15 protein-coding genes are annotated in these 12,136 nt (G+C 65.8%); 6 read left to right on the top strand and 9 right to left on the bottom strand.

Annotated elements, in window-relative coordinates; all coding sequences use genetic code 11:
* Positions 1-87: 87 nt before the first annotated feature.
* Entirely contained in the window at positions 88-1,119 is a 1,032-nt protein-coding gene (trxB, locus tag DEU36_RS09520) for a thioredoxin-disulfide reductase (RefSeq protein WP_183045333.1), read from the top strand.
* Positions 1,120-1,190: 71 nt separating this feature from the next.
* Positions 1,191-1,514 carry a thioredoxin gene (gene trxA, locus DEU36_RS09515; RefSeq protein WP_023953450.1) on the top strand — a complete coding sequence of 108 codons (324 nt, stop codon included), beginning with the start codon at positions 1,191-1,193 and terminating at the stop codon, positions 1,512-1,514.
* 85 nt (positions 1,515-1,599) lie between these two features.
* Here the strand turns inward: trxA and DEU36_RS09510 are convergent, their stop codons facing one another.
* From DEU36_RS09510 to rpmH, 9 genes are all read right to left on the bottom strand, one after another.
* A complete protein-coding gene (locus DEU36_RS09510; protein ID WP_120263930.1) occupies positions 1,600-1,938 on the bottom strand; it encodes a tryptophan synthase subunit alpha in 339 nt (112 codons plus the stop codon).
* Between the two features lie 33 nt (positions 1,939-1,971).
* Positions 1,972-2,955, bottom strand: coding sequence for a ParB/RepB/Spo0J family partition protein (locus DEU36_RS09505; RefSeq protein WP_120263929.1), 984 nt, complete (start codon positions 2,953-2,955; stop codon positions 1,972-1,974).
* The gene (locus tag DEU36_RS09500; RefSeq protein ID WP_120263928.1) at positions 2,955-3,884 is read right to left on the bottom strand and encodes a ParA family protein; all 930 of its coding nucleotides are present in this window, start codon (positions 3,882-3,884) and stop codon (positions 2,955-2,957) included. The genes DEU36_RS09505 and DEU36_RS09500 overlap by 1 nt, the downstream gene beginning before the upstream one ends.
* Before the next feature lie 126 nt (positions 3,885-4,010).
* Complete coding sequence (gene rsmG, locus DEU36_RS09495) at positions 4,011-4,658, bottom strand: 16S rRNA (guanine(527)-N(7))-methyltransferase RsmG (protein WP_120263927.1); 648 nt, start codon at positions 4,656-4,658, stop codon at positions 4,011-4,013.
* On the bottom strand, positions 4,651-5,157 hold the full coding sequence (locus tag DEU36_RS09490) for a R3H domain-containing nucleic acid-binding protein (protein WP_120263926.1): 507 nt from the start codon (positions 5,155-5,157) through the stop codon (positions 4,651-4,653). Before DEU36_RS09490 ends, rsmG begins: the two co-directional genes overlap by 8 nt.
* A 46-nt stretch (positions 5,158-5,203) precedes the next feature.
* On the bottom strand, positions 5,204-6,292 hold the full coding sequence (gene yidC, locus DEU36_RS09485) for a membrane protein insertase YidC (RefSeq protein ID WP_120264476.1): 1,089 nt from the start codon (positions 6,290-6,292) through the stop codon (positions 5,204-5,206).
* Between the two features lie 7 nt (positions 6,293-6,299).
* Positions 6,300-6,656, bottom strand: coding sequence for a membrane protein insertion efficiency factor YidD (yidD, locus tag DEU36_RS09480; protein WP_120263925.1), 357 nt, complete (start codon positions 6,654-6,656; stop codon positions 6,300-6,302).
* The gene (gene rnpA, locus DEU36_RS09475; protein WP_120263924.1) at positions 6,653-6,991 is read right to left on the bottom strand and encodes a ribonuclease P protein component; all 339 of its coding nucleotides are present in this window, start codon (positions 6,989-6,991) and stop codon (positions 6,653-6,655) included. Before rnpA ends, yidD begins: the two co-directional genes overlap by 4 nt.
* A gap of 13 nt (positions 6,992-7,004) precedes the next feature.
* Entirely contained in the window at positions 7,005-7,142 is a 138-nt protein-coding gene (gene rpmH, locus DEU36_RS09470) for a 50S ribosomal protein L34 (protein WP_036304730.1), read from the bottom strand.
* A 396-nt stretch (positions 7,143-7,538) separates the two neighbouring features.
* Between rpmH and dnaA the strand changes: the two genes are divergently transcribed.
* The 4 genes from dnaA (at position 7,539) to DEU36_RS09450 (ending at position 12,124) form a co-directional block, all read left to right on the top strand.
* The gene (dnaA, locus tag DEU36_RS09465; RefSeq protein ID WP_396652164.1) at positions 7,539-8,864 is read left to right on the top strand and encodes a chromosomal replication initiator protein DnaA; all 1,326 of its coding nucleotides are present in this window, start codon (positions 7,539-7,541) and stop codon (positions 8,862-8,864) included.
* Positions 8,865-9,284: 420 nt separating this feature from the next.
* Entirely contained in the window at positions 9,285-10,424 is a 1,140-nt protein-coding gene (gene dnaN / locus DEU36_RS09460; RefSeq protein ID WP_120263922.1) for a DNA polymerase III subunit beta, read from the top strand.
* A gap of 58 nt (positions 10,425-10,482) precedes the next feature.
* Positions 10,483-11,649, top strand: coding sequence for a DNA replication/repair protein RecF (recF, locus tag DEU36_RS09455; protein ID WP_120263921.1), 1,167 nt, complete (start codon positions 10,483-10,485; stop codon positions 11,647-11,649).
* Entirely contained in the window at positions 11,636-12,124 is a 489-nt protein-coding gene (locus DEU36_RS09450; RefSeq protein ID WP_120263920.1) for a DUF721 domain-containing protein, read from the top strand. Before recF ends, DEU36_RS09450 begins: the two co-directional genes overlap by 14 nt.
* The last annotated feature ends 12 nt before the right edge of the window (positions 12,125-12,136 follow it).

Genomic DNA, 12,136 nt, shown 5'->3' with positions numbered 1-12,136 from the left:
CGCCGGGGAATGCCTCGCGGCTACCATGGGTTGGACGTGTCGGGGTATCCGCGACGCGGATTCCAGACCCCAGAAAGGGATGTCGACGTGCGACAGGTCATCATCATCGGATCCGGCCCCGCCGGTTACACGGCCGCGATCTACGCGGCGCGCGCGAACCTGAAGCCGCTGCTGATCGCGAGCTCGGTCGAAGCGGGCGGCGAGCTGATGAACACCACCGAGGTCGAGAACTTCCCCGGCTTCCCCGAGGGCATCATGGGGCCCGACCTCATGACCAAGATGCAGGAGCAGGCCGAGAAGTTCGGCACCGAGGTCCTCTACGACGACGTCGTCGAGCTCGACATCGACGGACCGGTCAAGAAGGTCACCCTCGGCAGTGGCGCCACCCACGAAGCTGACAGCCTGGTCTTCGCGACCGGCTCGGCCCCGCGCAAGATCGGCATCGAGGGCGAGAGCCGTCTGTCGGGCCGTGGCGTGTCGTACTGCGCCACCTGCGACGGCTTCTTCTTCCGCGAGCGCACGATCGCCGTCGTCGGCGGCGGCGACTCGGCCATGGAAGAGGCGACGTTCCTGACGAAGTTCGCGTCGAAGGTCTACGTGATCCACCGTCGCGACGAGCTGCGCGCCTCGAAGATCATGCAGAACCGCGCCATGAACAACGACAAGATCGAGTTCGTCTGGAACAGCGAAGTCGCCGACATCCTGGGCGAGGATGCCGTCACAGGCGTCGTTCTGCGCGACACGGTCGACGGCTCGACCCGCGAGCTCGCCCTCGACGGCATCTTCGTCGCGATCGGATACGATCCCCGTACACACCTGGTCCACGGATCGCTCGACTTGACCGAGCACGGCACCGTGTGGGTCGACGGCCGCTCGTCGCGCACCTCGGTCGCGGGTGTTTTCGCCGCCGGTGACGTCATCGACCCGACCTACCGCCAGGCGGTCACCGCCGCGGGCAGCGGAACCGTCGCTGCACTCGATGTCGAGCACTACCTCGCCGCCCTCGGCGAAGCGTCCGAGCCCGCGGCCGACAGCTCCCCGCTCCGCGGTCGCCCCGACGAGGGCCTCGAGTCACTCGTCGCCGAGACCGAGACGAACGACGAGAGCGGTGCGGCCTGACGGCCGCACCGCGGAACAATTCACCCGCCCACGTCGTTGACGTAGGCGACACCCTTTCGAAGGAGATCACCATGACCGCCAAGGCCACGACCGAGAGCACCTGGCAGCAGGACGTCCTCGACGCCGATGGACCCGTCCTCGTCGACTTCTGGGCCGCGTGGTGCGGTCCCTGCCGCATGGTCGGCCCCATCCTCGACGAGATCGCCACTGAGCACCCCGAGAAGATCACGGTGCTCAAGCTGAACGTCGACGAGAACCCCAATCTCGCCATGCAGTACCAGATCACCTCCATCCCGGCGATGAAGGTCTTCAACAAGGGCGAGGTCGAGAAGACGATCATCGGCGCGAAGCCGAAGTTCGCACTCGAGCAGGACCTCGCCTCATACATCGGCTGAGATCTCAGGCGCTCTCACAGAAGCCCCGGTCGGATATCTAATCTGACCGGGGCTTTTTCGTGCTTCGAACGCGGACTATTCAACTTCAGGAGGCGTCTGCGCGTGTCGCGGCATCCCAACGCCTGTGGGGTTCGCTGCCGAGCAGTCGCCACACCGCCCTGGTCAACTCCGGGTGATCCATCGCGATCTGTCGGAGCACGCGGTAGTTGCGGGCCGAGCTCGGGCGCCCACCGCCGTACGCGGCGATGTTCTCGGCTCGGAGCATGAGCACGACCAGTTCATCGACGGACGGCAGCTCCTCCATGAACTCCCACGGGTCCTCACCCGCCCGGAGCCGCTCCTCGACGAGCACTGACAGCTCATCAGCTGCCTCCGCGCGCAGCAGCTCGACGCTCGCTCGGCGGGGGTTCTGCTCGTCGGTCACCGAACAAGCCTACGTCGCGTCACCGACACGGGGTCAGCGTGCTCCGTATGCATCCTCACCGAGCTCGGCGAGGATGCGGTTCAGATCCTGGATCGTCGCGAAGTCGACGACGATCTGTCCCTTGCGAGCCCCGAGCGAGATCTTCACCTTGGTATCGAGACGGTCGCCGAGTCGTCCCGCGACCTCATCGAGGTGCGCACGCACTCCCCCCGCCTTGGGGGCGGGGCGACGGGTACCGGCAGCCTCGATGGTCTTCGCCGCGGCCTCGGCAGCGCGGACCGACAGATCCTCGTTGACGATCTTGTCCGCGAGGCGCTGCATACCGTCGGCACCGTCGACCGAAAGGATCGCACGCGCATGGCCGGCGCTGAGGACACCCGCCGCGACGCGTTGCTGCACCGGCACCGGCAGCCGCAACAGACGGATCGTGTTGCTGATCTGCGGGCGTGAGCGTCCGATGCGCGTAGCGAGCTCTTCCTGCGTGATGCCGAAGTCCTCGAGGAGCTGCTGGTAGGCGGATGCCTCTTCGAGCGGGTTCAGCTGCGATCGGTGCAGGTTCTCGAGGAGGGCATCTCGGAGGAGATTCTCGTCGGAGGTGTCACGCAGGACCGCCGGAATAGCGGTGAGTCCGGCCTCACGCGCGGCACGTGTGCGCCGCTCCCCCATGATCAGCTCGTACTTGCCGTCCTCGTTCGTGCGGACGACGACGGGCTGCAGCACCCCGAACTCACGCACACTGTGCACGAGTTCCGCCAGGTCGTCGCTATCGAAGTGCGTACGCGGCTGCCGGGGGTTGGGAACGATGTCGTTCGGGTCGACCTGGATCAGCGCTGCGCCGGGAATCGAGACGAGCTCGGGGGCATCACTCTGCTCTGTCGCCGACGACGCGGGCGCCTCAACCGTGGCCGCACCATTCCTGCCTCCCGGGAAGAACACGTCGACGGGTCGAGCCTCCGTCGCCTCAGAAGTCGGGATGAGTGCGCCGATCCCTCGACCCAATCCGGTGCGCTTGGCCATCAGGCTTCTCCCTTGTTTCCTTGTGTCGTCGCAGAAGCTCGCTGAGCGATCTCGACGGCCGCCTCGCGGTATGCCACCGCGCCAGCCGACTGCCCATCGTAAGCGATCACGGTCTGTCCGAAGCTCGGCGCTTCCGAGACGCGCACAGAGCGCGGGATCACCGTGCGGAGCACCTCGTTCGGGAAGTGCGACCGCACCTCCTCCGCCACCTGCTGCGCCAGTCGGGTACGTCCGTCGTACATCGTCAGGAGGATCGTCGAGAGGTGCAGCCGGCTGTTCAGGTGCTTCTGGATCATCGACACGCTGCCGAGCAGCTGGCTGAGCCCTTCGAGCGCGTAGTACTCGCACTGGATGGGGATCAATAGTTCGTGCGCAGCCGTGAAGGCGTTGATCGTGAGAAGACCCAGCGACGGCGGGCAATCGATCACCACGAAATCGATGCGCTCCTCCACCGAGGCGAGATAGTCCTCGACCGCCGTTCGCAAGCGATGCTCGCGAGCGACCTGAGATACCAGCTCGATCTCGGCGCCAGCCAGATGGATGGTGCTGGGAGCGCAGAGGAGATTAGGGGATTCCGGGCTCACCTGGACGATGTCTGACAGTGGAAACTGGTCGATCAGTACGTCGTACACGCTCGGGACATCCGCACTGTGGGGCACGCCCAACGCGGTCGAGGCGTTTCCTTGCGGATCGAGGTCGATCACGAGCACGCGTGCACCCAGCGAAGCGAGGGATGCAGCCAGGTTCACCGCGGTGGTCGTCTTACCCACTCCGCCCTTCTGGTTGGAGACCGTCATGACACGGGTGTCGCCACTGAAATCGATCGACACAGCGTCGAGCGCGCGGCGACGGGATGACAGGTCCGCCAACTCGCGAGCCAGCGGAGAATCGAACGTCAACGACGCGCGGCCCGACTCGGGTTCTGCCATTCGTTCAACTCCTCGGTTCGTGATCTCACTCTACGGACGCCCTCTGATGTTTCACGTGAAACGGATGGCGTGATGTTTCACGTGAAACGGGGGTTGGTGTCGCAGCCCGACGTTTCACGTGAAACATCACGCCACAGTGGCGCGGATGACTCGCGTTGGTTCCGCCAGCAGGGTCTCCCCCACTGTCTCGACATGCACATCGTTCAATCGGAATCGACGGATGACCTTATCGGCCGCCGCGATCTCAGCCTCGGCATTTGCGCCCTTCAGGAGGATGAGCTCACCTCCGCTTCGCACGAGCGGCGCCGTCAGGGGGACGAGAGTTCGCAGCGCACTGACGGCGCGCGCCGTCACGGCATCCAGAGTCCCGGCGCCGTTCCACTCTTCCGCTCGGGAGCGCACGATCTCGACGTTCGCCAGACCCAATCCACTGACCTGCTCTGCCAACCAGGTAACCCGACGCTCCATGGTCTCGATGAGGACCCACTCGACATCCGGCCGCGCGATCGCGAGCACCAGGCCCGGAAGGCCGGCGCCGGAACCGACATCGCCTACTCGCCCAGAGAACAGCGGCGCGGCAGCAGCGCAGTTGAGAATGTGTCGCGTCCACAGACGCGGCAGCTCAAGGGGGCCGATCAGGCCGCGTTCCTCGCCGTGTTGGGCGAGAGAAGCCGCGTAGTGGCGCGCCAGGTCAGCGCGAGGTCCGAAAAGAGCATCGACCGCTCCCGTCGGCTCCGACTGGATCACGGGTGTTTCACGTGAAACATCAGCCATGACGGATGACGGTGTGACGGTCAGCACCCTCGCCGTACGACTCGGACACGACCCCGCGTTCAGAGGCGATGTCGTGAACCAGCTTACGCTCGTAGCTCGACATCGCGGGCAGGGATGCCTGGGATGCACCATCGTTGAGTCGCTCGACCGCCCGGTCGACGAGGCGCTCGAGCTCGCGCCGACGCGCGTCGCGCGATCCCCCGATGTCGAGGATGAGCCGAGAGAAGCGCCCGGTCTTGGTCTGGACGGCGATCCGGGTCAGCTCCTGGACGGCCTGGACGACGTCCGTGTCCGACAGCACCCGCAGCGCACTGGCGTCATCGGCCTCGACCGACACATAAGCACGCCCCGCGCGCACATCGAGGTTGAGGTCACCGTCGATATCGGCGATGTCGAGCAGCCCCTCGATGTAGTCGGCGGCGATGTCGCCCTCGTGCTCGAGCTCTTCGACCGTGGCATCGGCGCGCTCGGCCGTCGTCGACTCTGTGGGGTTCGTCATGATTCCTCGCGTGGTTCGATCAGTGCGCTGACAGGTTCTCGCAGGGTCAGCCCTGCGAGCCGTCCTTGTTCGTCTGCTTCTTCGCGCGCTGCTTGCTCATGGGCTGCTGGCGCTTCGGCTGGGCTGCACGAGCGCGCTCGGCCTCCTCGAGAAGGCGCTGCTGCTCGGCCTCGTACTTCTCCATGGAGATGACGCGGCCCTTCGAATCGAGCGCCTTGCCCTTGCGCGCGAGGCGCTCCTCGCGAGCCTTCGCCGCCTCCGAACCGGGGGTCGGCAGGTTGCGGATGACGATGAACTGCTGCGCCATGGTCCAGATGTTCGACGTGAACCAGTACATGACGACACCGAGCGGGAAGAAGACGCCCGAGAAGATGAACGCCAGCGGCAGAACGTAGAGCATGATCTTCTGCATCTGGTAGGCCTGGCCGGTCTTGGCCTCGGGCGACAGGTTCTTCGAGATGATCTGCAGCTGGGTGATGAACTGCGACGCGATCATCAGCACGACGAGGATCACGAGGATCGTGACCGTGGCGGTCTGGCCGAGGTTGATCGCCTCGATCATGTTCGTGTGAAGCGGTGCGACATCGAACAGCTGCGCGTCGTAGAACTGCTTGGTCAGGTCGACATTGAGCAGGCCGACACCACCCACGCCCCATTCGGCGTGCTTCTTGACGTCACTCAGCGTGTAGAACATGCCGAGGAGGATGGGCATCTGCACGAGGAGCGGAAGACAGCTCGACACCGGAGTCGTGCCGTGTTTCTTGTACAGCGCCATGGTCTCGCGACTCATGGCTTCACGCGACAGCTGGTCACGCTTACCGCGGTACTTCTCCTGGATCTTGCGCATCTCGGGCGCGAGCTCCATCATCTTGCGCTGGCTCTTGATCTGCCGCACGAACAGCGGGATCAGGGCGGAACGCACGACGATGACCAGGCCGATGATCGACATCACCCAAGTCGCACCCGCCGCCGCCGGCATGCCGACTGCAGTGAGAACCCAATGCCAGAAGACCAGGATCGCCTCGACGAGGAACTTGAACGGCCACATGATCGTGCTGAAGAAGTCAGCACCACCGGGAGGAGGAGTCGTCGGGGTCGGCACGACGGGAGTCGGCGTGGCGAGGAAGAGATCCAGCACGGGATCAGTCCTTTCTCGGCGGCACGACGAAGCCGTGCCTGGTCAGGGTGTGGCGGAAGTTCCGATGGGCGGGAACGTCATCGACGCCTCCGGCGGCCCATGGGTGGCATCGGGCGAGCCGAGCGGCGGTCAGAGCGGAGCCCTTCACGAGACCGTGCTGCTGCACGGCTCCCACCGCGTAGGCGGAACAGCTCGGGTAGTACTTGCAGACGTCGCCGTACAGAGGCGACACCACGGATCGATAGGCATGCAACAGCGCGATGCCGGCATTGCGCGGAACGAGGGGAACTGCGCGGGCCACGGATGCCGCGGTCAGCCGGCCCTCACCGACGGAGGCGGTCGGCAGCGTCGACCAGCTCATACCGCCGCACGTCGTCGCAGACACCGCTCCACCTCGTCTTTCAGATCCGCGAAATCCGAGCGCGCCGCGGACGGCAGAGCTCGGATGACGATGTCGGCGCCCTCGCGGACGTCGGGAAGAGCCAGTGCGCAAACGGCCTTCAGCCGTCGGCGCACTGTGTTGCGCACGACGGCTGATCCGACTTGCTTGCTGACGATGAAACCGAACCGGGGAGCACGGCTCTCACCGGTGGACACCACGTAGGTCACGGTGTGCGCACCGGCACAGCGAGCACCCCCGCGGACGACGGCCTTGTAATCCGCCCCGCGCGTGATCCGGTTTCCGCGCGCCAGCACAGAAGAGGCTGTGTCAGGCCGACAGCTCGGTGCGGCCCTTGCCGCGGCGAGCCGACAGGATGGCGCGACCCGCGCGGGTACGCATGCGGGCGCGGAAGCCGTGCTTCTTGGCGCGGCGGCGGTTGTTGGGCTGGAACGTGCGCTTGCTCATAGGGATCACTCCGGATCGGCGGTCACCGGAACGCTTCAGACCGGGGACACAGGGGTACAGGACTGCCCTCGCGGGCATAAGTCAACCGACTAAGGGTACGTCGCGATTTCCTGTAACTCAAACCGAAGCGATGGGAACCCGCAATTATCCACCGCTGTACACAGGCCCTGGCGGCGACACGCGGGCCGGAACTACAGTGGATTTGGCGCTCCCGACACCGCATGACTAGCGTGTCACGGGCAGTTATCCACAGCTATCCCCAGTTTGGCGCGTAGCTGTGTGGACAAGCATCGATCATCCGCGGGGGAACTCTTGGCTCAGCACGATCTCCCGGACGTACCGGTGTGGAACGCGGTCCTCGACCTGCTCGCCGACGATGACCGGGTCACCCCGCAGATGCAGGGCTTCCTGAGTCTCGCCGTCGCCCAGGGGGTCATGGGAGGAACGCTCTACCTCGACGTTCCGAACGACCTGACCGCGGCTCAGCTCAACAAGCGACTGCGTCAGCCCATCATGGAGGCCCTCGCTCACGTCCATGTCGAGCCCGGGGCCTCGAGCTACCGCATCGTCGTGAACCCCGAGCTCGCCGACGCTCACCTGACCGCGCCGATCCCGGTGCAGTCGGCGGCTGCGCCGGCTCCGCTGCGTCCCGCCGGCGAGGAGTACGTCGAGGCTCCCGTCTCGACGTCCCGCCACGACACGCGACTGAACCCGAAGTACACCTTCGACAACTTCGTCATCGGACAGTCGAACCGTTTCGCCCACGCAGCGGCCGTCGCCGTGGCAGAGGCTCCGGCCAAGGCCTACAACCCGCTGTTCATCTACGGCGACTCCGGACTCGGCAAGACGCACCTGCTCCATGCGATCGGCGACTACGCCCTCAACCTCTACACCGGCATCCGCGTCCGCTACGTCTCGAGTGAAGAGTTCACGAACGACTTCATCAACTCGATCGCGAACAACCGCGGATCCGCGTTCCAGGCGCGCTACCGCGAGGTCGACATCCTCCTGATCGACGACATCCAGTTCCTGCAGGGCCGCGCCGAGACACAGGAAGCGTTCTTCCACACCTTCAACACCCTCCACGACCACGACAAGCAGGTCGTGATCACAAGCGACGTCCCCCCTCGCCACCTCACCGGTTTCGAGGACCGCATGCGCAGCCGCTTCGAGTGGGGTCTGATCACCGACGTCCAGGCGCCGGACCTCGAGACCCGCATCGCGATCCTGCGGAAGAAGGCCCAGTCCGAGCGCCTCCTCGTACCCGACGACGTCCTGGAGTACATCGCCACCAAGGTGTCGTCGAACATCCGCGAGCTCGAGGGCGCCCTCATCCGCGTCTCGGCCTTCGCGAGCCTCAACCGTTCGAACCTCGACATCTCACTCGCGCAGACCGTGCTGCGCGACATCGTCGATCAGGATGACGCCAACGTCATCTCCCCCACCGACATCATCACCGCGACCGCACAGTACTTCCGCCTGTCCGTCGACGACCTGTACGGATCGAGCCGTTCGCAGGCGGTGGCCACCGCACGGCAGATCGCGATGTACCTCTGCCGCGAGCGCACGAGCCTGTCGTTGCCCAAGATCGGTCAGCTCTTCGGCAACCGCGACCACACGACGGTGATGTACGCGTACAAGAAGATCAGCGAGCTCATGAAGGAGCGCCGCTCGATCTACAACCAGGTCTCCGAGATCACATCGCAGCTCGGCCGTCGCTGAGCGCCCCTCGCTGAGCCCGTCCTACGGGCGCAGCTTGACAGCGCCCCGATGACGGCCCATCATGCCGTTCTGCACAGTGTGGAAAACCTGTGGATAACTTCGATTCCTCGTCGAACAGTTGTGAACGAATCACACATCCCCTGTGGATCGTGCCTCGGAGTCGCATCGACGCGCCTCGCCGTCCTCCCACGGTCATCCGCAGCCGGCTCACAAGTTACAAACGTGTGGTTCCCCTCTGCCGACTGGCATCGCTGGAGTTGTCCACAGTTTCCACAGCGGAGATGAAGAAGACAGTTACATCTAGAGAATTTGCGATTCGATCACCTCGACCCCGTCGGGGTCCGTAGACGGGGTGCATCGGGAACCGCTCGACTTGGGCACTAGCATGGGAGAGCTTTCATCCACGACAAGGGAGCGCCAGTGAAGTTCCAGGTCAATCGCGACGTCTTCAGCGAGGCTGTGTCGTTCGTCGTGAAGCTCCTCCCCCAGCGCAACCCGCAGCCGATCCTCGCGGGTGTGCTGATCGAAGCCACCGATGCGGGTCTCTCGCTGTCGGCCTTCGACTACGAGGCATCCGCTCGCACGACGATCGAGGCGACCGTCGACGAGCCTGGCACGATCCTCGTACACGGACGTCTGCTGTCGGAGATCGCCAGCCGTCTGCCGAACGCGCCGATCCAGATCGCCGTCGATGACGAAGGGATCCTGCTCACCTGCGGGTCTGCGCGCTTCACGCTCGCATCGATGCCGGTGCAGGAATATCCCGCGATCCCCGAGGTCTCGGGCGAATCCGGTGTCGTCCCGGCTGAAGACTTCGCCACCGCGATCTCGCAGGTCGCCTTCGCGGCGTCGCGCGATGACGTGACCCCGGTACTGACGGGTGTGCAGCTCGAGGTGAGCGGCACCCAGCTGAGCCTGGTCGCCACCGACCGGTACCGCGTCGCTCTCCGCGACATCCCGTTCGACAGCGGCATCGTCGCCGACGAGAACACGACGACCGCGCTGGTACCGGCACGCACGCTGACCGAGGTCGGCAAGACGTTCGCCCATTCCGGTGACATCACGGTGTCGTTCTCGGGTTCGGGCGACCGCGAGATCATCGCGTTCACCGCTGGCAACAAGACCGTCACGTCGCTGCTGATCAAGGGCAACTTCCCCCCGGTCCGGCGGCTTTTCCCTGAGGCGACCGATCACCACGCCGTCGTGAACACCGGTGAGCTGATCGAGGCCGTGCGCCGTGTCGCGCTCGTGCTCGACCGTTCGGCCCCGCTTCGTTTCACGTTCGGCGCCGACGGTGTCTCGATGGACGCGTCCGGCACCGAGCAGGCACGCGCGACCGAATCGGTCGATGCGACGCTGACGGGTGAGGAGGTCGTCATCGGCCTGAACCCGCAGTACCTGCTCGAAGCGCTCGCGGCGGTCAAGAGCGAGTTCACGCGCGTCACCTTCACGTCGAGTGAGAACGCCAACAAGCTCAGCCCGATCCTCATCACCCCGCAGACCTCGGGTGGCGTCGAATCGTTCAAGTACCTCCTGCAGCCGAACCTCCTCCTCCGCTGATCGTCCCGAGCGCGACCACCACGGTGGGACTGTCGGGGACGAGAACTAGGGTGATCTGATGATCGTGGAGCAGTTGAGCCTGGTGGATTTCCGCAACTACGCGGCCGCTGAGCTCTCCCTCGCTCCCGGAGCGAACGTATTCGTCGGACGCAACGGCCAGGGCAAGACCAACCTCGCCGAGGCGATCGGATATTTCGCGACTCTCGGCTCCCACCGGGTGTCGCAGGATGCACCGATGGTGCGCGACGGTGCGGATGCCGCTTTCGTCCGGGCCCGACTGGCCCACGGGCAGCGCCGAGTTCAGCTCGAGGCCCAGCTCAATCGGTCGGGCTCGAACAAGGCGCGCGTCAACGGATCGCCGGTGCGAACCGCTGAGCTCCCCCGTTATGCGCAGGTGGTGCTCTTCGCCCCCGAGGATCTGCAGATCGTCCGCGGCGACCCGTCCGCCCGGCGTCGCTTCGCCGACCAGCTCCTCATCCAGCGCGCACCGCGTCTCGCCGGTGTCCTCGCCGACTACGACCGTGTACTCAAGCAGCGCAACGCGCTGCTCAAATCGGCGCGGGCGCGCGGCATCCGAGGCGAGGGTCTTTCGACGCTCGAGGTCTGGGACGACAAGCTCGTCGCACTGGGCACCGACGTCATCCGTGCGCGTCTCCGACTCGCCGCTGAGCTCGCAGGCCCGGTCGCGCGCGCCTATGCCGCCATCGCCGGCGCCGATCACCGTCCCCAGCTCCAGTGGGCGCTCTCCGTCGGCGGCGCCGATCCCGAAGAGGACGACTCCCCCGCCGACGCGGGCGTAGCCGACGCAGCCGCCATCGAGCAGCTCTTCCGCACGGCCCTCGCCGACCGTCGCAGCGCAGAGCTCGACCGCGGGATCACTCTCGTCGGGCCGCACCGCGACGACCTGATCCTCCGCATCCGCGATCTGCCCGTGAAGGGCTACGCCTCGCACGGAGAGTCGTGGTCGGTCGCGTTGTCGCTCCGGCTCGCGTCGGCAGAGCTGCTGCGCGCCGAGTCCGCTCTCGGTGACCCGATCGTCATCCTCGACGACGTGTTCGCCGAGCTCGACGCCGACCGTCGCGCCCGACTGGCCGGGATCGTCGCCGATTACGAGCAGGTGATCGTGACTGCCGCGGTCGCCGAAGACGTCCCTCTCGCTCTGCGCGCCCGTACCGTGCGAGTCGAGGCGGGAACACTCCATGAGGACGACGATGCTTCCTCCTGACGAGGCGCCCGAGACGATCTCCACGTACCTCCGCCTGCGCGGGCTCGAGCCGTCGGGTCGGTGGAAGAAGCGTCGCAGGCAGCGGTCCGATGACGATGAGAATCAGCCGTTCACCTCGGGGCGTGACCCGAAGGGACTCGGCGACGTGATCGCCGACCTCACACGCCAGGCCGGATGGGACGCCCAGCTCTCGCGCGAAGACCTCGTGCTGCGGTGGGCGGAGGTCGCCGGCGAGGAGACCGCGCGTCATGCGTCGCCGGTGGCGCTGTCCGACGGCGTGCTCACCGTGCAGTGCGACTCGACGGCGTGGGCGAAGAACCTCCATCTCATGCGCACGGTCATCACCACGCAGCTCGTGAAAGCGTTCCCACAGTCGGGAGTGCAGTCGGTGCGTTTCGTGGGCCCGGACGTCCCCTCCTGGAAATGGGGCCCCAGAGCCGTTCCAGGCCGTGGCCCTCGCGATACCTACGGTTGAGCCACGTCCCCA

Source organism: Microbacterium sp. AG238, from assembly GCF_003610405.1.
Lineage (GTDB): Bacteria > Actinomycetota > Actinomycetes > Actinomycetales > Microbacteriaceae > Microbacterium.
This window is presented reverse-complemented; position numbering and strand designations above follow the sequence as displayed.

What these genes read in the sequence shown, in the direction of transcription:
- rpmH (WP_036304730.1), bottom strand. Translation starts at nt 7,142, where the DNA reads ATGAGCAAGCGCACGTTCCAGCCCAACAACCGCCGCCGCGCCAAGAAG.
- DEU36_RS09450 (WP_120263920.1), top strand. Translation starts at nt 11,636, where the DNA reads ATGCTTCCTCCTGACGAGGCGCCCGAGACGATCTCCACGTACCTCCGC.
- DEU36_RS09490 (WP_120263926.1), bottom strand. Translation starts at nt 5,157, where the DNA reads ATGACGAACCCCACAGAGTCGACGACGGCCGAGCGCGCCGATGCCACG.
- DEU36_RS09505 (WP_120263929.1), bottom strand. Translation starts at nt 2,955, where the DNA reads ATGGCCAAGCGCACCGGATTGGGTCGAGGGATCGGCGCACTCATCCCG.
- yidD (WP_120263925.1), bottom strand. Translation starts at nt 6,656, where the DNA reads ATGAGCTGGTCGACGCTGCCGACCGCCTCCGTCGGTGAGGGCCGGCTG.
- DEU36_RS09500 (WP_120263928.1), bottom strand. Translation starts at nt 3,884, where the DNA reads ATGGCAGAACCCGAGTCGGGCCGCGCGTCGTTGACGTTCGATTCTCCG.
- trxA (WP_023953450.1), top strand. Translation starts at nt 1,191, where the DNA reads ATGACCGCCAAGGCCACGACCGAGAGCACCTGGCAGCAGGACGTCCTC.
- dnaA (WP_396652164.1), top strand. Translation starts at nt 7,539, where the DNA reads ATGCAGGGCTTCCTGAGTCTCGCCGTCGCCCAGGGGGTCATGGGAGGA.
- rsmG (WP_120263927.1), bottom strand. Translation starts at nt 4,658, where the DNA reads ATGGCTGATGTTTCACGTGAAACACCCGTGATCCAGTCGGAGCCGACG.
- recF (WP_120263921.1), top strand. Translation starts at nt 10,483, where the DNA reads ATGATCGTGGAGCAGTTGAGCCTGGTGGATTTCCGCAACTACGCGGCC.